Source organism: Hungatella hominis (assembly GCF_014288005.1).
Classification (GTDB): Bacteria; Bacillota; Clostridia; order Lachnospirales; family Lachnospiraceae; genus Hungatella; species Hungatella effluvii.
In genome coordinates this window covers 19,527-36,815 of record NZ_JACOPB010000027.1, presented here as the reverse complement: position 1 = coordinate 36,815, position 17,289 = coordinate 19,527, and the positions used below count along the sequence as shown (strand labels likewise).

Annotated in this window: 15 protein-coding genes and 1 tRNA gene; 4 read left to right on the top strand and 12 right to left on the bottom strand. The window is 51.5% G+C overall.

Features of this window, described 5'->3' with window-relative positions:
• Positions 1 to 7: 7 nt before the first annotated feature.
• Genes yicI through H8S75_RS30025 form a run of 5 tightly spaced genes read right to left on the bottom strand, consistent with a single transcriptional unit; the run spans position 8 to position 7,562 of the window.
• Positions 8 to 2,308 (bottom strand): alpha-xylosidase, encoded by a 2,301-nt coding sequence (gene yicI / locus H8S75_RS30045; RefSeq protein ID WP_187024644.1) that lies wholly within the window; start codon positions 2,306 to 2,308, stop codon positions 8 to 10.
• Positions 2,305 to 4,455, bottom strand: a complete 2,151-nt coding sequence (locus H8S75_RS30040) for a glycoside hydrolase family 3 C-terminal domain-containing protein (protein WP_187024643.1) — start codon at positions 4,453 to 4,455, stop codon at positions 2,305 to 2,307. The genes yicI and H8S75_RS30040 overlap by 4 nt, the downstream gene beginning before the upstream one ends.
• Before the next feature lie 54 nt (positions 4,456 to 4,509).
• Positions 4,510 to 5,340: a carbohydrate ABC transporter permease gene (locus H8S75_RS30035; RefSeq protein ID WP_432764211.1), complete on the bottom strand. Its 831-nt coding sequence runs from the start codon at positions 5,338 to 5,340 to the stop codon at positions 4,510 to 4,512.
• Positions 5,337 to 6,215: a carbohydrate ABC transporter permease gene (locus H8S75_RS30030; RefSeq protein WP_187024642.1), complete on the bottom strand. Its 879-nt coding sequence runs from the start codon at positions 6,213 to 6,215 to the stop codon at positions 5,337 to 5,339. The genes H8S75_RS30035 and H8S75_RS30030 overlap by 4 nt, the downstream gene beginning before the upstream one ends.
• Positions 6,216 to 6,239: 24 nt before the next feature.
• The gene (locus H8S75_RS30025; protein ID WP_187024641.1) at positions 6,240 to 7,562 is read right to left on the bottom strand and encodes an ABC transporter substrate-binding protein; all 1,323 of its coding nucleotides are present in this window, start codon (positions 7,560 to 7,562) and stop codon (positions 6,240 to 6,242) included.
• Positions 7,563 to 7,801: 239 nt separating this feature from the next.
• On the opposite strand from H8S75_RS30025, the gene H8S75_RS30020 reads away from it, so the two are divergent.
• The 4 genes from H8S75_RS30020 (at position 7,802) to vapC (ending at position 11,088) form a co-directional block, all read left to right on the top strand.
• Positions 7,802 to 9,604 (top strand): cache domain-containing sensor histidine kinase, encoded by a 1,803-nt coding sequence (locus tag H8S75_RS30020; RefSeq protein WP_187024640.1) that lies wholly within the window; start codon positions 7,802 to 7,804, stop codon positions 9,602 to 9,604.
• Positions 9,605 to 9,617: 13 nt separating this feature from the next.
• Positions 9,618 to 10,373 carry a response regulator transcription factor gene (locus H8S75_RS30015; RefSeq protein ID WP_187024639.1) on the top strand — a complete coding sequence of 252 codons (756 nt, stop codon included), beginning with the start codon at positions 9,618 to 9,620 and terminating at the stop codon, positions 10,371 to 10,373.
• 89 nt (positions 10,374 to 10,462) lie between these two features.
• Entirely contained in the window at positions 10,463 to 10,693 is a 231-nt protein-coding gene (gene vapB / locus H8S75_RS30010) for a type II toxin-antitoxin system antitoxin VapB (RefSeq protein WP_187024638.1), read from the top strand.
• Positions 10,690 to 11,088: a type II toxin-antitoxin system tRNA(fMet)-specific endonuclease VapC gene (gene vapC, locus H8S75_RS30005; protein ID WP_187024637.1), complete on the top strand. Its 399-nt coding sequence runs from the start codon at positions 10,690 to 10,692 to the stop codon at positions 11,086 to 11,088. The genes vapB and vapC overlap by 4 nt, the downstream gene beginning before the upstream one ends.
• A 149-nt stretch (positions 11,089 to 11,237) precedes the next feature.
• Here the strand turns inward: vapC and H8S75_RS30000 are convergent.
• The 7 genes from H8S75_RS30000 to H8S75_RS29970 form a co-directional block, all read right to left on the bottom strand.
• A tRNA-Gln gene (locus H8S75_RS30000) sits at positions 11,238 to 11,309 on the bottom strand.
• Between the two features lie 139 nt (positions 11,310 to 11,448).
• The gene (locus H8S75_RS29995) at positions 11,449 to 12,984 is read right to left on the bottom strand and encodes an anti-sigma-I factor RsgI family protein (RefSeq protein WP_187024636.1); all 1,536 of its coding nucleotides are present in this window, start codon (positions 12,982 to 12,984) and stop codon (positions 11,449 to 11,451) included.
• A 34-nt stretch (positions 12,985 to 13,018) separates the two neighbouring features.
• Entirely contained in the window at positions 13,019 to 13,591 is a 573-nt protein-coding gene (locus H8S75_RS29990; protein ID WP_002602284.1) for an RNA polymerase sigma factor, read from the bottom strand.
• 77 nt (positions 13,592 to 13,668) lie between these two features.
• On the bottom strand, positions 13,669 to 14,847 hold the full coding sequence (locus H8S75_RS29985) for a cation diffusion facilitator family transporter (RefSeq protein ID WP_187024635.1): 1,179 nt from the start codon (positions 14,845 to 14,847) through the stop codon (positions 13,669 to 13,671).
• Position 14,848: 1 nt separating this feature from the next.
• Complete coding sequence (gene truA / locus H8S75_RS29980; protein ID WP_187024634.1) at positions 14,849 to 15,601, bottom strand: tRNA pseudouridine(38-40) synthase TruA; 753 nt, start codon at positions 15,599 to 15,601, stop codon at positions 14,849 to 14,851.
• The gene (locus H8S75_RS29975; protein ID WP_243270526.1) at positions 15,585 to 16,058 is read right to left on the bottom strand and encodes a VanZ family protein; all 474 of its coding nucleotides are present in this window, start codon (positions 16,056 to 16,058) and stop codon (positions 15,585 to 15,587) included. The genes truA and H8S75_RS29975 overlap by 17 nt, the downstream gene beginning before the upstream one ends.
• Complete coding sequence (locus tag H8S75_RS29970) at positions 16,055 to 17,221, bottom strand: aminotransferase class I/II-fold pyridoxal phosphate-dependent enzyme (RefSeq protein WP_187024633.1); 1,167 nt, start codon at positions 17,219 to 17,221, stop codon at positions 16,055 to 16,057. Before H8S75_RS29970 ends, H8S75_RS29975 begins: the two co-directional genes overlap by 4 nt.
• Positions 17,222 to 17,289 lie beyond the last annotated feature (68 nt).

The following is a 17,289-nucleotide window of genomic DNA, read 5'->3' as shown; positions in this document are numbered from 1 at the left end:
AAACGCATTATGCAACCACCACTTCCACTTTTTCGTCTCCCAGGACCTCAAACGTAAAGCCCGCTGAAACGTCTGTTGAAAAGTCTGCCGAACCGCCTTCGGAAGCAGCCGCGGCGGTTCTTTCCACCCGAAGCGTAATTGTTCCATCTGCCCGGCTGGCCGCTGCGGTCATCACCACGTGGCCTTCTAAGTCCGTTACGCCGGTCTCCGCGGTCATTCCATCCTCCGGGAGATACAGAAGGAATCTGACTCCCTCCGCATACGCGTAATCCGGTCTGCTGCTCTCCCGTCCGACTGCCACAATGCTGCCGGGGCGCACCATGAGCGGCAGGGAGAAGTAATCGTGTGTCTCCTTCTGCCATCTGCCTCCCGCGACGGTCTTTCCGGTAAGCAAGTTCACCCAGGTTCCCTCCGGTAAGTAGTATTCCACCTCGCCGGATTCCTTAAATACCGGGGCCACCAGCAGGGAATCGCCCAGCATATACTGCTTATCCAGCGGCTCGCAGGCCCGGTCCTCCGGGAATTCCACGAACATCGGACGCATCATCGGGATTCCCTCTTCATGGGCTTTTACCGCCTGACGGTAGAGATACGGCATCAGAGCACATTTCAGCTTCACAAACTTCCGAAGCACGTCGCAGGCTTCGTCATCAAACAGCCACGGCACGCGGTAGGAGGAAGAGCCATGGAGACGGCTGTGGGAGCTTAAAAGGCCAAACTGGCACCATCTTTTATAGATATCGGCCGGCGCCGTATTTTCAAAACCGCTGATATCATGGCTCCAGAAGCCGAAGCCCGCGCAGGCCAGAGAGAGGCCGCTCCGGATGGTTTCCGCCATGGATGGATAGGTCGCCGAACAGTCACCGCCCCAGTGAGCCGGGAACTGCTGTCCTCCCACGGTCGCAGAACGGGCAAACAGCACGGCTTCCCCTGTTCCTCTCTCCTGTTCCAGAAGCTGGAATACGGTCTGATTATAGAGAAACGTATAGTAATTGTGCATCTTAACCGGATCGGAATTGTCAAAATAAGCGATATCCTTCACTGGAACTCTCTCACCAAAATCCGTCTTAAAGCAGTCTACGCCCATGTCCAGCAGCGTCTTTAACTTTCCCTGATACCATGCGGCCGCGTCCGGATTGGTGAAATCTACCAGTCCCATACCGGCCTGCCACATATCGGTCTGCCATACATCCCCGTTCGTCTTTCTGATTAAATAGCCATGCTCCATGCCCTCATGGAACAGCGGAGATTTCTGTCCGATATACGGGTTGATCCACACACAGATCTTTAATCCCCGGTCGTGATACCGTTTCAGCATACCGGCCGGATCCGGAAATGTCCTGGGATCCCACGTAAAATTACACCACTCATACGCTTCCATCCAATAGCAGTCAAAATGGAACACGTGCAGCGGTATATCTCGGTCCGCCATGCCCTGGATAAAACCGGAGGTCGTCTCCTCATCGTAATTGGTCGTAAAGGAGGTGGTAAGCCAAAGTCCAAAGGACCAGGTCGGAGGCAGCGCCGGTTTGCCGGTCAGCTCCGTATATTTGGATATAGTTCCCTTCGGGGTGGAACCGTTAATCACGTAGTAATCGAGCCGTTCCCCTTCTACGGAAAACTGCAGGCGCTCCACCTTTTCGCTGGCAATCTCATAGGCGGCATCCCCCTCATGATCCAAAAGCACGCCATACCCCTTGTTGGTAATATAAAACGGAATATTCTTGTAGGTGATTTCGCTGGCCGTTCCGCCATCCTCATTCCACATTTCCACCATCTGGCCGTTCTTCACAAATGGGGTGTACCGCTCACCAAGTCCATAGATGCATTCGTCCACATCGATAGCCAGCTGCTCCACCATATAGGTTTTTCCCGTATCCCGGTTAGTCATATGAGCCATGTTGCGGAATCCGGTGTTGGTCAGTTCCCGGTCTCCATCGAGGAAACGGATTCCCCAGCCGTTCGGCCTCTTATCGATAACCGCAGATGTGCGGCCGCTCTGATAGCGGATTTCCTCCTCTGTTTCCTCGATTGTCACATGAGGGGCGGTCTCCTTAATCCCGGCGAAGGGGCCGCGGTAAGCGGTTCCCTCAAAATGCCTCACGGAAACCTTGATCACATCTTCCATTGGACTGGAGAGACAAATGGTGAGCATCCCCAGATTCAGGCAGTCCCCTCTTCCCGTAATATGCTTTCCCGGCGCATAGACTATGAGTTCATCCCCATGTATCCGGCTGTCCGCGAATTCTGCCGCGTAAAGCGGAGTGATTTCCTTTTTGGTACACCAGTATCCTTCTGTGAATTTCATCGACTTTTTCCTCCTAATGCATCGTTTTCTTTAATTTCAACGGTCTGAACAAGCCGCACATCACCAACGGACCGCCCCACGCAGACCGAATACTCATCCTCCGGCACTTCGAACGTCATTTTCTCCTCATTGTAGTAAGAAAATGCTTTCCATGGAAGCCGGAAATCCACGGCGCGCTCCTCGCCCGGCTGAAGGTGGACTTTCACAAATCCCTTAAGCTCCCTGGCCGGCCGTTTGACAGTCTTTCCGGCTGCGCCGACGTAAATCTCCACGACCTCCGCTCCAGCCACAGAGCCGCAGTTTCTCACCGTCACAGTACCATAGATGCCGTCTTCCCGCCGCTCCAGCTTTAAATCCCCATAGGAAAACTCCGTATAGGACAATCCGTGGCCAAAGCAGTAACGGACCGCTTTTCGCTCCGTCTCGTAATACCGGTAGCCAACGTAGACGCTTTCCCGATAGGCAACGGAATCACCGCCCGGAAACTCTCCGACGGAATGGGCCGGGCAGTCCTCCAGCCGCTTCGGGATGGTAAATGGAAGCCTGCCGGAAGGATTCACCCTGCCGAGAAGGACCTCTGCCATGGCCAGGCCGCCTTCCATTCCATTGTAGCTGCTGTATACAATGGCCTTCGCCCGGTCGGCAAAGACCTCCATGTCCACCGGAGAACCGGCTGTGACTGCGATGACCGTATTCTCATTGGCATCCAGGACAGCGGAGATCAGTTCCTCCTGTCCGTAAGGAAGCTTCATATCCGTCCGGTCGCATCCCTCCAGATCGAACTCGTGATTCAGCCCGATAAACAAAACGGCGTTTTCACAGGATTCTGCCAGGGCTGCGGCTTCCCTTATGAGTTCTCTGCGGCGTTTCTCCGCCGCATCGCTTCCGTCTCCCTTATATGACGCCTTATAGGCCCGTTCCTCCAGGCTCTCCGCCTGCCAGTTTTCCTGTTCCGCCGACTTTTCACCGTCGCTCTGGTAGCCTGGAGCATACTCTACGCTGACGGCTCCGCCCAGCTCCATCTTAAGTCCCATAAGCGGTGTAAGCTCGTAAAGCGCCTTGATCGCCGCGCTGCCGCCGCCGCCAGAATGCATCTTCCCTGCATTTTCCCCGATTACCGCCAGGCATTTCACTGGCTTCAGCGGAAGAATCCCGCCTTCATTCTTTAACAGCACAATCGCCTCTTCGGCACATTTGAGGATTGCCTCCTGATGATCCCTCGTGTTATAGGAGCCTCTCTTTCTGACGCCGTCCAGCATATGGAGCCGATCCATGAGAACCAGGATATTCTTAACCTTCTCGTCCAGCAGCGCCTCGGGGACCTCTCCAGATCGGACCTTTTCCGCCAGCGGGTCCGCCATGCAGTACTGATCAAAATCACTGGTCACCGACATCTCGATGTCCAGTCCGTTTTCCGCGGCCTGCATCGTGTCGTGGACGCCTCCCCAATCGGATATGACCACGCCGTCAAAGCCCCATTCCCCGCGGAGAATGTCCTGCAGCAGGTAATGGTTATGGCAGCAGTGTTCTCCGCGGAACCGGTTGTAGGCTCCCATCAGCGTCTTTGTCTTTCCCTCTTTCACCGCGGCCTCGAAGCCGGGGAGATAGAGCTCTCTGAGCGCCCGCTCATCCACGGCAGCCTCCACATCGAGCCTGCGTGTCTCCTGATTGTTTAAGGCAAAATGCTTCACACAGGCCGCCGTATCCTGCTCCTCAATGCCCCGGATAAGCGGAACTGCCATTTCCGAGATCAGATGGGGATCCTCACTCATGTACTCAAAATTTCTGCCGCAGAGTGGGGAACGAATCAGATTGATTCCCGGAGCCAGGATCACGTCCTTTCCACGTCCCCTGGCCTCCTGCCCCAGCACGCATCCCATGTCTGCCGCCCGCTCCCGGTTCCAGGTGCAGGCGATGGCCGTATTGCTGGGAAGGTAGGACACGTAATCGTCCGTCGTCCCCTTAGGCGCCCAGTTGTCGTCCTGCAGTTCCTTTCTGACCCCCATGGGGCCGTCCGACATCCAGAGCGGCGGGATTCCGAGGCGCTCCACACCTTTCGTATGGAAAATCCCCTGTCCATGAATCATCCCGATCTTCTCTTCCAGGGTCATTTCCCGGATCAGATCCCAGATCTTCTGCATTGTCATTCGTTCCTCCTCCTTGCAGGCTTATTTTTTTCAGCCGTCTTTAACGGCTCTGTTTTAACCTTTGACAGATCCGGCCGACACACCGCCCACTATGTATTTCTGCCCCAGAATAAAGACCAGCAGCACGGGCACCAGCGTCAGCATGATATCCGCCGCCACCAGGTTCCAGGAATTCTGGAAGGCCCCGAAGAAGTTATAGACGGCAAGCGTCATGGGCCATTTTCTGGAATTGTTTAAGTAATACAGCGGCATGGTAAAATCGTTCCATACTGCCATGAAATCCAGCACAAACAGCGTGGAAACAATCGGTTTCAACAGCGGCGCAATCACCTTTAAGAAGAGCTGCCACGGCTTGCATCCGTCGATGACCGCCGCCTCGTCGATCTCACGCGGAATCGTCGCCACAAAGCCGTAGGCCAGAAACAGGCTCAGCGGTATGTTGATCGCGGCATATAAGAGAATGATGCCGATTCTGGTGTTGACCAGATGAAACGCCTGCATGACCTTCATCAAAGCTACATTGTTGATCGGCATGGCGATGCCGGAGATGATAAAGTAATATAGAAAACGGTTGACGCCCTTCTGGTTTCTGGATATGACGAAGGCTGCTGCCGCAACCAGTCCGACTACGATGATTACGCTGCCGGCCGCATAGAGGAGTCCGTTGAAGAAGGAGGACACAAGTTTGCCCTGTTCAATGACGGTAGCATAGTTTTCAAATACCCATTTCGTCGGGAGTGACAGCGTCATCCGGTTGGCCTCGGCTGAGGTCTTAAAGGAATTTAAGAACAGCACCACCAGCGGGATAATGACGATCAGGCTGATTACGATCGAGATCAGGTTTCCGGCCACACGGCCGATAGTTCTGCCGGTTCTTCCCATCATGCTTCCACCTCCTTATTTTCCATGGATTTGATGATAAAGTAAAGCAGCGCCAGCACAAAGAAAAACAGGACGCTGGACAGCGTGGTGCCCATAGCTAAATCTCCCTTGGAGAATTCCTTGTAAACAGCTGTGTTGATTACGCCTGTAGCGTTTCCCGGGCCTCCGTTTGTCAGGGAATAGATCATATCGAATACGCGCAGGCCGTATGTAACATTTAAAACCGTTACATTGACAAGAACCGGCTTTAATAAGGGTAGCGTGATATCCCACAGCTTCTGGAAGAAATTGGCGCCGTCGATGCTGGCCGCCTCGTAGTACTCCGGCGAGATGGACATCAGCCCGGCGATGACGACAACCATGATGTAGCCCATGCCCTTCCAGGTATCCACGGTCATGACCGTCGAGAACACCAGACTTAAATCGGTCAGCCAGTTTTTAGCCAGCCCGTCAAGCCCGATTCCCCTCAGAAAATTGTTTAAGAAGCCGGTGGTCGGATGGAGCATGCTCCGGAACACGAGGCCTACCACCAGATACGACATGACCTGTGGGGAAAAGATGATCATGCGCTGGAAATTCTTGCATTTGATAAACTTCTGGGTCAGAAGAAGGGCCAGCGCAAGGCCGACAACCGTCTTCATGACTGTGGTAACAACCGTGAACAGCACGGTGTTGCCGATATATTTCAAGTACTCAGAATTGCCCTGAAAGATCTTTTTATAGTTGGTAAGGCCGACAAAATTGATCTCATCGCTGAAATTGTTCCAGTCTGTAAACGAATATGCGATACCCAGCAGACCTGGAAGGAAGCACAGCAGGAAAAAGAGAATCGCCGCGCCGCTGGCAAAGTACCAGGGATATAATTTGTTTCTGTTCATGACCGTACCTCCTTTCCGCCGCCGTTATTTTACCCAGCCCGGGTCCTTCTGCAGCTCCGCCTGTTCGGTACGCCGTCTCATGATCGTATCCAGCACATCCTGGGGCGTCATGGCTCCGGTATACATTGCCTCCAAATCTTTTCCAACATCCATCCACTGGCTGTCGATGTAGTTCACAGAAGTCTGCACCACGTTGGCTTTTGTGAGGGAATCTAAGAACTTCTGGTCCTCATCGGAGTATTTGCTCTTAATCTCCGGCCAGCAGAGTGCGCTCAATTCCGGCTGTCCGTCGAGACGCTTCTGAAGGTTTTCCGGTTTCGCCAGGAACTCGAAGAACTGTTTTGCCTCTTCCACGTATTTGCTGTCCTTGTTGATAAAGTAGGCATTGCTGGCGGGATTGACGCCGACTGCTTTGTTGTCATCCCACGGCATAACGAACGCCCCCAGCTTCTCTGTCGCCTTGAAGTCCGGATAATCGGCTTCGATCTCACCGCGGAATCCCAGCTCGGCAATGGTCATGGCACACCGCTCCGTGGCTATGGCCTCTTTTGCATTCTCCCATGCGTTGCTTAAGTAGTCATCTCCGAAGTATCCGGCTTTTGCACACTCATCTAATTCTGTGATGATGTTCAGTAAGTGGGGAATGGAGTCTAAATCCACTTCATTCGCATTTAACTTGTTGTAGACCTCAGGATCATCGGCCAGCCATAATCCGCCGGTCTCAAACAGGGGAAGTACCTGATGCCAGCCGTTTGTGGTGGCTTCATAGACCGGTGTCGTTCCGGAATCCTGAATGGTCTGGCATACCGTCCTGAATTCTTCGTATGTAGCAGGCGCCTCCAGTCCAAGCTGGCTGAATATGTCTTTATTATACAGATAGAAATACATCTTCGCTCCCGGGAAGGTGATGCCGTATACCTTGTCATCCACGGAGACAGCCGAACGGGCGCTGTCTTCCATGCGGCTCACCCACTCCTGTCCGGTCAGCTCCGCACTGTACTGGTCCATGTGAATGCTGGAGGCCAGACCGATGGGCGTATCCACACAGATGATATCCGGCGCCTCCCCGGAATCCAGCTTCACCTTGATTAAGTCTCTCCACTGGGCGTCGGGGGAAATCTGGAAGTCGATTTTGATTCCGGTCTCAGCTTCGAATTCCTTTGCTAAATCCTGGACGATTCCCGATGTCGGAAGACCGCTCTGGTGGCTGCCGAAGGTCAGGGTTACGCTCTTCTTCCCATCCTTTTCCGCACCTGTATTGCTGTCTGATCCACAGCCCGTCACCACTGCCGCCGCCATGACCGCCGCCATAGAAAGGCTTAATGCTCTCTTTATCATCTTTTTCATATCTGTTCTCCTTTTCTCAACTGATTCTCACTCTTTTTCCACACTTGTCTTTTGTGCCTATATTTTATCGATAAAATACGTTTCCTTTAGCGTAAATTCATCATAACATAAGAGTCATTTTTACAAAATAGACAATTCCGAACTACCATTTGCATTTTTTTGAACTACATTGTATAATAGCACTCACGAAGGGAGGTGGCGTTCTTATCAAAAAGACGACAAAGCATTATTCCCAAAAGATGTATCTTTTTGTCATATATGGCCTGTTCATCCTGCTTCTGCTGGGGATTTTCTTCTTTTTCACCTACACACATTACAGGAAAAATGCCCTGGATGAGGCGAGAAAAGATTTAGAAAACATGTGCGCCTCTGTGGAAAATTCTGTGGAAACCCAATTAAACAACATATCGACCATTTCCATGAATATCGTATACTCCAACGCGGTAAAGTCCAATTTCAAAGAGTTCTCAGCCTCCTATCAGAGGTATGGAACGGACCCGCGCCGTCTGGCGGCCTCCCGTGAGAAGGCGCTGGCCATCCACGATATCGTCACCGCAATCATCGGCGCCTATCAGTCTGCCTCCGATGTCCGGATCTACACCATGGACGGTTCCGTGGCCGGATACTGGCTGCTGCTCTCTTCCGTAGACTTGGAGTCACTTCCCTGGTACGAGGAGACCATGGCGCAAAACGGCCACATGTATATCAGCAATCCGGAAGTGCAGAAGGATTTACCTGCAAGGGGCGGCAATAAAGATTCTCAGAAGTTCATATCCCTGGTGCGTCTGTTTCTCGACACCGGAGGACAGCCGGAAGGCATCGTCGAGGTCATACAGGACTGCGATACCATCTTCTCTCTGGCGACCCAGCTGGAAAACCAGAACCCTGACAGCCGCGTCTACATTTACAATTCCAGAAAAGAGCTGGTCTACCCCTACAATGATACGAAAGCTGTACCCGATTACTATGGGCTGATTGAGCACAGAGGCCTTCCGGAAAATACCGGCAGGCTTTTAAAAACCGACGCAGGCGAGAACCTTCTCTTTACATACCGGACCACGCCGGACTATAACTGGACCGTGATCTTAACGAAGCCGAAAGCGGCCATCTACGAGCCTCTTAACACCTTCCGGGTAATGTTCGCCCTGATCGGTATTTTCTCCATTTTACTCACCCTCCTGATCTGTTTCTACATCTCAGAACGGCTGACCGCACCGCTTCGGAAGCTGACGGCGGCCACCGGCAAGATCACCATCAACCGGGTGCTGGACGAGAATAAGGTGAATCTGACTTCCGCGGACAGCAATATCACAGAACTTTCCATGCTGTGCGAATCCATCCGCAGCATGTATGAGAAACTCCGCAGCACCTCCCAGGAAGTGCTCTTATCCCAGAGCGAGGAGACGAGAGCCAAGCTGCAGGCCACACAATCGCTGATCAATCCGCATTTTCTCTACAACAGCCTGACAAATATCAGCGTCATGGCCGAGGAAGAGATGAATGAGGACATCATTCAGATGTGCCAGGCCCTGTGTGACTATTTCCGGTATATCTCCTCCTCCAGCGAGATGATCGTTCCGTTAAAAGAGGAGATCTTCTACACCAAACGGTACTTAGAGATCATGCAGATGCGCTACACCGAGGAATTCCATTACACCTTTACCATTGAGGAAGAGGCCGAAAACATCTGCATTCCCAAATTGATCATCCAGCCGCTGGTGGAAAACGCCTTCAAATACGCCTTCGACAAACAGCCGCCCTGGGAGCTCACCATCTCCGCTTCCATCGAACACGACCGCTGGCTGCTGCGAATCCAGGACAACGGCGGCAATCTAAAAGATGAGAAGAAGCAGGAACTGCTTCACCTGTACCGGAACTTAAACCTCAATGAGGAGTTGAAATCCATGCAGATCGGAGGCATGGGACTGAAGAACGTATATCTCCGGCTAAAACTGCTTTACGGAGAGAAGGCAGTATTTGAAATCGAAAATACACTGCCGCTTAAGACGATCTTTATCCTTGGCGGGCCTGTTTACCATTAAAAGGAGGAATACCATGAGCAGCATCCCCCATTATAAGTATCTGGTCGTGGAGGACGAAAGCCTGATACGCAAAAACTTAATAAAAAAGATCACAGCCCTGGACCTGCCGCTTACCCTGATTGGGGAGGCAGCCAACGGAATGGAGGCTATCGTAAAGGTGGAAAAGGACTGTCCCGACCTTGTCATCACCGATATCCGCATGCCGCAGTGCGACGGCCTGGAGCTGTCCCGGTATCTGCACAAGAATCATCCGGGAGTGAAGATCATCATCCTCAGCGGCTATGACGACTTTTCCTACGCTCAGGCCGCCATCAAGTTCGCAGTCAGGGATTATCTGTTGAAACCGGTGACCGCTCAGGCGCTCTCCGAGTCGCTTCAGAAACTGCTGATCACGATGGGGACGGAGACCGAGGAGCTGGAGACCTACCGGACCAGGAACAGCGCCCTGGATCAGAAGTCCATCTGCGAGCTTTTGGAAAAATATCTTCAGGAAAACTATCAGCACGATGTCTCCTTTCAGGAGCTGGCCGAGAAATTCGGTTATACGCCGGAGTATTTGGGGAAAATATTCAAGAAATATACGGGAGAAACTCCGTCCAAATATTTGACAAAGCTGAGAATGAACGAAGCCAAGCGGCTGCTCCTTAACAATCCGGATATGGAGATCCAGATGATCGGAGAGCTGGTCGGCTATAAAGACGGCTTCTACTTCAGCCGTGCATTTAAGAGTTATACGGGAATTCAGCCGAGTGAATTCAGAAACCGCTGATAATTATCAAAAAAATATCATGTCAATACAGTATCCTTGACATAGTATATATCGTGGTATATACTTAAACCATAAGGAGGTGTATCATAATGATGACAGCAAAATTATTTGAAAATGGTAGAAGCCAGGCCGTAAGGCTGCCGAAGGAATATCGCTTCCAGGGTGAGGAGGTCGCAGTTAATAAAATAGGAGACGTAGTACTTTTAATGCCGACAGAAAATAAATGGGCCGGTTTTTTAAGCGGATTGAGTTTGTTTTCTGACGATTTTATGAATGAAGGGCGCGGTGATTCTGTAGAGCAGGAGAGGGAAGTTTTATGAAATACATGCTGGATACAAACATCTGTATTTATGCTATAAAAAACAAGCCGGAATCGGTGATCAGAAAAGTACTGGCACAGAACCCTGAAGACTTATGTATCTCCGTGATAACATACGCGGAACTCATGCATGGTGTAGAAAAGAGCCAAGCCGTAGAAAAAAACCGCATTGCGATGTCTTTATTTTTATCTGCAATTACTGTTTTAGATTTTAACAGCCGCGCTGCGGAGGTTTATGGGGAGATTAGGGCTGAACTGGAGAAAAAAGGCACGCCGATTGGCCCCATGGATTTGTTAATCGCGGGACATGCCAAATCACAGAACCTTGTGCTTGTGACAAATAATACAAGGGAGTTTGCACGTGTCACCGGATTACAGATAGAAGATTGGACGTAATAAATTATATGAGAAAGAAGTTCCTATATGGAGCTTCTTTTTTATTTTCCAGGATTAGGGTGTCAAAAGATTAATGACCTTTTGACACCCTAATCCTGGAAAATAAAAAAGCTTTTAAGCACAAGATCTTATGCTTAAAAGCTTTTTAACTGGGCTACAAGGATTCGAACCTTGAAATGACGGAGTCAGAGTCCGTTGCCTTACCATTTGGCGATAGCCCATAAACACAACGGTTGTATTATACTATACCATATTCTCCTCGTCAAGCCCTTTTTCCATATTTTTTCTATTTTCTTTATTATTCCTTCAAATCAAACAGTTTAGACCATATTTCGTGTGCAGCAAATGACAGGGTTCGCATTACACCGCAGACGTCGCAGCAGCCGGCGGTTGGGTCTGTGGTTCGGTCGGTGCTTCCGTCGGAGGCTCAGTGGCCTGAGTGCTCTCCGTCTCCGGTACGGATTCTGTTTCGGCCGGTGATGTGGCAGAAGCCTCAGACGATTCCGTAGTCTGAGGCTGTGTTTCCGTTTCTTTTGTTTCTTCAGTTTCCGGCGGCACTACCGGTTCCTCGTTGGCATCGCCATCCCCGATTACCGGAGTCTCGAAGGTTCCCTTCACTGTCGTCTGCTTCCCGTTCTTCGGGGATATTCCGCCGAGAACGAACGTATATGAGGTTCCGCCTTCCAGGCCGCTTACGTAGATCTCACAGGTGGAGCTGTCCGTATCGCCTACCATGGCTGAATACGTGGTTCCGCCCTCATCCTTTACCGATACGGTGGGGTTCTTCCACTTTACCTTTGTCTTGAAATTAACGGTCACCACACCATTCTCATAATCGACGTAATCGATCTTGATCTTCGCGTCTGAGACCGGCACCTGTGCTTCCGTCGTCGGCGCCTCTGTCGTCATCACCGGCAGATCGGTGGGAGCCGGCGCTGTCGTCTGCGGAACCGGAGCCGCTGTCGTCTGATTCCCCGTCTCGGTCTCGGATTCCTCCGCCGTCGTCGTTTCCTCTGCCGTCGCCTCTGTTGTCACAGGCACTGTCGTGACCGGCTGCGTGGTCGTCTGGGCGGTGGTGGTCATATCCTCGCTTACACCCGCGTGGCCTCCTACCGCATAGGAACGCTCCGTAATCTCCTTTGCAATCTCCTCCATGGTCAGGGGAGCCAGCTTCTCCATGTCCTCCATGGTCAGAGTCGGATTCTGATCGATCAGTTCTTTCAAAAAATATGCTTTTCCATAGGATATTCCGTAATCGTCCGCCAGCGCCTTCACATGATCCTCTTCGATGACCTGCTGGTCGTATACCACGGCTTTCACCTGATTTTCTTCCAGGGAACTCTGAATATCATTCACGACCGACGACCGCAGGGCTGATGCCTTGCTGACGCTGTCGTTAGAGACAGTTACAAGAATGGCGTTGTCCAGATCATCCAGGTAGCCATGGGTCACCATGGAACCGATCACCGCGTTCACCGCCACATTGAGATCAACACCCTTTAGATTCATGTCTTCCATAATAGCTTTCGCGTCTTCGTTCAGCGGCTCTGCCTCCAGCACCCGGTTCTTCCGGTTCACGGACAGCTCCACGCTGGGATTGACATCGATGCCGATCACGGAGTCCACTTTTCCGTTGCGGTACGTATATGTGCCTCCGGCGACTGCCACCATACAGAGGCACGCTGCGGCCAGAGCTGCAACCACGCGCATCCGCTTTCGCATCACAGTGATGGAGCTCACGGCTCTTCCCGCCTCCTCATGCAGCTCCTCCGCTGCCATCTGGGGCACACTCAAATCGATTTTATCCAATACATTCGGAGTCAGGTCCATGACCGCAGACTTCAAATGCGCTTTTATCTGTTCTCTGTTCAGTTGTCTGTCGGTTTTGTGAAACATGAACACTTCCTCCTCTCTTTTTATTCCTTGATCTTTATGTCAGATAATTTTCTAATTTCTTCATTGCACGGTTATATTTAGACAGGACGGTAGCCAAAGGCATGCCTAATGAAGCTGCGATCTCCCGGTGCTTCATCCCGGCAGTCGCGTGCAGAAGGACAATCTCCCTCTCCTCTTCTTTCAGGATCTTGAGCGCCGCGGCCAAAACCAGCTTATCCGCCGCCTGTTCAATCTCCGGGCATACTTCCCCTGTCTCTTCGCCTTCCAGATCCTCAAATGCGATATCGGACTCATGCTTCTGATTGCGAAACTTCATGTAGCATAGATTCCTGGCTATGGTAAACATCCATGCCAGCGGCTTCCCCTGGGACTTGTAACCCGCAGCGGAAGTCCATACCTTTATATAGGTCTCCTGCATGATCTCTTCGGCATCCTGGGGATTCTTTACAATAGACAGGATAAACCCGTAAATTGACCGGTCTGTATTCTGATATAATTGTCTGAACGCTTCCTGGTCTCCCGTTCCAACCTTATTAAGGAGCACCTCATCGCTTAACCGGCCGTAGTCTTCCGGCCCATCAAGGCTCATCATACCCATAAACAACATGGAGTCGATTTCCTTTCTACTAAGTTAATGCAGGATGCTGTCTTCTTATTGCATATTATGGAAATTTTTTTGTTTCCTTATTCTTCCACACCAAAGCCGCTTTCTGTCGTCATGACCAGACAGCACCTGCTATCCCGCTCTGCTACCTTCTCTGTTATCTCTGTCCTGATCTGTTCCCTCGCCGCCCTGTCGTAATCCCTGGGAACGACCAGATCGAAGATCAGATTAATCTGTTTTTCACCTTCAACCATACGAAAATCGTGGAAACTGCATTTGGAATCGATGCTCTTAACGATAGCTTCCACCATTTCCTTAAATTCCGTTACCCTGCAGTCCTTCGTCTCGATGGGATCCATATGGATCACAAGGAAAATACCGAAGCGGCGCTGTGCCTCCCGCTCCACATAATCGATGATTTCGTGGGATTTTTCAATGCTTACATCATTCGGTACCTCCGCATGGATCGACGCCATGCTTCTGGAAGGCCCGTAATTATGTACGATCAGATCGTGACTCCCCACAATTCCGTCAAAACTTTCAACAAATTCCGTGATCTCCCGGTAAAGCTTCGGATCGATGGGCTCTCCGATCAGGGGCGCCAAAGTGTCCTTGGCAATCCCGACACCTGCCCACATGACGATAAGCGACACGATAAGGCCCACGATTCCATCGATATTGAGCCCCCAGATTCCGTAAACCAGAATGGACAGTATGGTCGCTGATGTTGTGCCCACATCGCCCATGGAATCCGCCGCGGTCGCCATCATGACAGAGGAATGGATCCTCTTTCCCAGCTTTCTGTTAAACATTCCCATCCACAGCTTCACGCAGATGGACATAAGAAGAATAACTATGGAAATATACTTAAACGTCATCTCTTCCGGATGAAGAATCTTGCCAAGAGACGTCTTAAACAGCGAAAAACCCACCTGGATGACGATAAATGCCACGATAAACGCCGCGATATACTCCACCCGGCCGTGTCCGAAGGGATGGTCCTCATCCGCCGGCTTGCCCGCCATCTTCACGCCGATAAAGCCGATGATGGAGGAGGCTGCATCCGATAAGTTGTTAAATGCGTCAGCCATGACGGAAATACTGTTGATCAGCAGTCCGATAAACAGCTTTGCCGCAAATAAAAGCACATTGCAGCAGATGCCCACGGTGCTGGCCATCAGGCCATACTCCGTTCTCACGCCGATATCTCCTGTATTCTCATAATCCTTAACAAATGTCTTCACTAAAAAATCTGTCATGTTACTCCCTGTCCTCATACATAACCTGCTCCAGAAACAGACCTTCCGGCGGCGCCGTAAAGCCGGCTGCCTGTCGGTCCAGTTTCAGCAGGATTTCCTTCATTTCCTGTGGACTGCGCTCTCCTAGCCCAATCTCGATCAGCGTTCCCGTGAGAATTCTGACCATATGATATAAAAAACCGTTTCCCGTATAGCGGATCAACAGTTTCGTTCCTTCTTTTTCAAATGTGATATCCGAAATCGTCCTCACTGTGGACTTTTTCATCTTTTTGTTGCCGCAGAAGCTCTTGAAATCGTGTTCCCCCAGAACACAGGCCGCCGCTTCCTCCATCCGTTTCACCGACAGAGATTTTCCGAGTCCGTAACAGTACTTCCGCTCGAATACATCCTTCTTTAGTCCCATCTCAATCCTGTATAAATACGTCTTTTTCACAGCATTCAACCTGCTGTGGAACTTGTCCGGCACCGTCTCCACAGAAAGCACGGCGATATCCTCCGGCAGGTACTGATTAAAGTATGCCCTGATCTGGTCTTCCGTCATACCGGTATCTGCATGGAAATTAGCCGTCTGGGCCAGAGCATGGACTCCGGCGTCTGTCCGCCCCGATCCGTGCACCTCCACCGGCCGTCCGGTGAGTTTCAGTAAAATCCCCTCCAGCTTACCCTGAAGCGTGTTTCCCGTATTGCCCTGTTTCTGCCAGCCGTCATAGCGGCTTCCGTCATACTGAAGAACTATCTTATAATTTTTTATCACGTTTTTTTACTCCCGTCCTGCTTAAAATCCGTGCAGCTGCCATAAATACCACGGTTCCGAAGGCCGCTCCCGCACAGTCCAGCCAGACATCGCTGATCTGTCCTGACCGGCCAGCCACAAAAAGCTGTATCGTCTCATCGGTAAACGGCACCAGAAAGCTTACAAGCACCTGAGACAGAACGCGCCTGTCCAGTGACAGGGCAAACGTCCGAAAACAGAGGCAGAGCAGTATTCCCAGCGCGGCGTATTCCGTAAAATGCGCCGTCTTGCGGATCACATGCTCCGTAATGATCGTGCTGTCCACGCCTCCCGCTGTCAGAACCTGCTGCACCAGCTTAAGCACCGCCCCGCTGTCCGCGGAGGAGAGGTCGGCCGTCTTCATGGAATTGGAAAAAATAAACAGCACGTAAAGCACCGCCGCGGCACTCCAGAGATACTGTCTCCTCTTCATTTTCATCGCAGCATACCGCTTTCATCGACCAGCCTCGCCGCTTTTTTAAGTACGTCCTCATCCTGGACGAGGGCCAGCCTCACATATCCCTCGCCGGAAGGTCCGAAGGCGCTTCCCGGAGTGACCAGAAGTCCTGCCTTTTCGGCCAGTTCCATGGCAAAGGAGGTGGAATCGGAAAAATTATCCGGTATCTTTGCCCACACGAACATGGTGGCCTCCGGCTTGTCCATCTTCCATCCGATCTCCGTCATCCCGTCACACAGGGCGTCCCGCCTGCGCTCATAGGCCTTTCTCGTGGTCTCCACACAGGCCTGGTCTCCCGTAATCGCCGCGACCGCCGCCTTCTGGACAGGCAGAAACATGCCGTAATCCATATTAGATTTCAGCATCTTCAAGTGGCTCACTACCTCTTCATTGCCCACACAGAAGCCGATTCTCGCGCCTGCCAGCCCGTAGGTCTTGGACAGGGAGTTAAATTCCACGCCAACCTCTTTCGCACCTGGAAAATGAAGGAAGCTTCCGCACGTCTTCCCGTCAAATACCAGCTCGCTGTACGCGTTGTCGTGCAGGACGATGATGTCATACTTTTTCGCAAACGCGATGACCTCCTCGTAAAAGCAGTCCGGTGCCATGACCGTGGTCGGATTGTTCGGGTAGGAAATGACCATGAGTTTCGCCTTTTTCGCCGTCTCTTCCGGAATCTCGCTCACATCGATGATGTATCCGTTTTCCTTTCTCTGAGGCATATAAAAAAGGGTGGCACCCGCCAGAAGAGGACCATCCGCAAAAACAGGATAACAGGGATCGGGAACCAGAACGACATCTCCCTCATCGGCAACAGACAGCGCAATATGGGCCAGTCCTTCCTGAGATCCCAAAAGAGAACAGATCTCTGTCTCCGGTTTCAGGCTCACGCCGTAGCGCCTCTCATACCACTGGGCTGCCGCCTCCAAAAGCTCCTTCTGGTCGCTGATGGCATAGACGTAATTCTTCGGATCCGCTGCCGCCTCGCACAGGGCATCGGTAATATGTCTGGCCGGCGGTATGTTAGGCGCCCCCACGCCTAAATCGATCACGGTCTCTCCCCGCTCTTCCTTCTGTCTTTTTATCTCCAGTAATTTAGAAAATATTCCTTCTCCGAATCGGTCCATTCTCTCAGCAAACTGCATCGATTTCTTTCCACCTCGCACTTCCATCAAGATTTTATCAAAATCCATAATGTATATTATTATAGTAC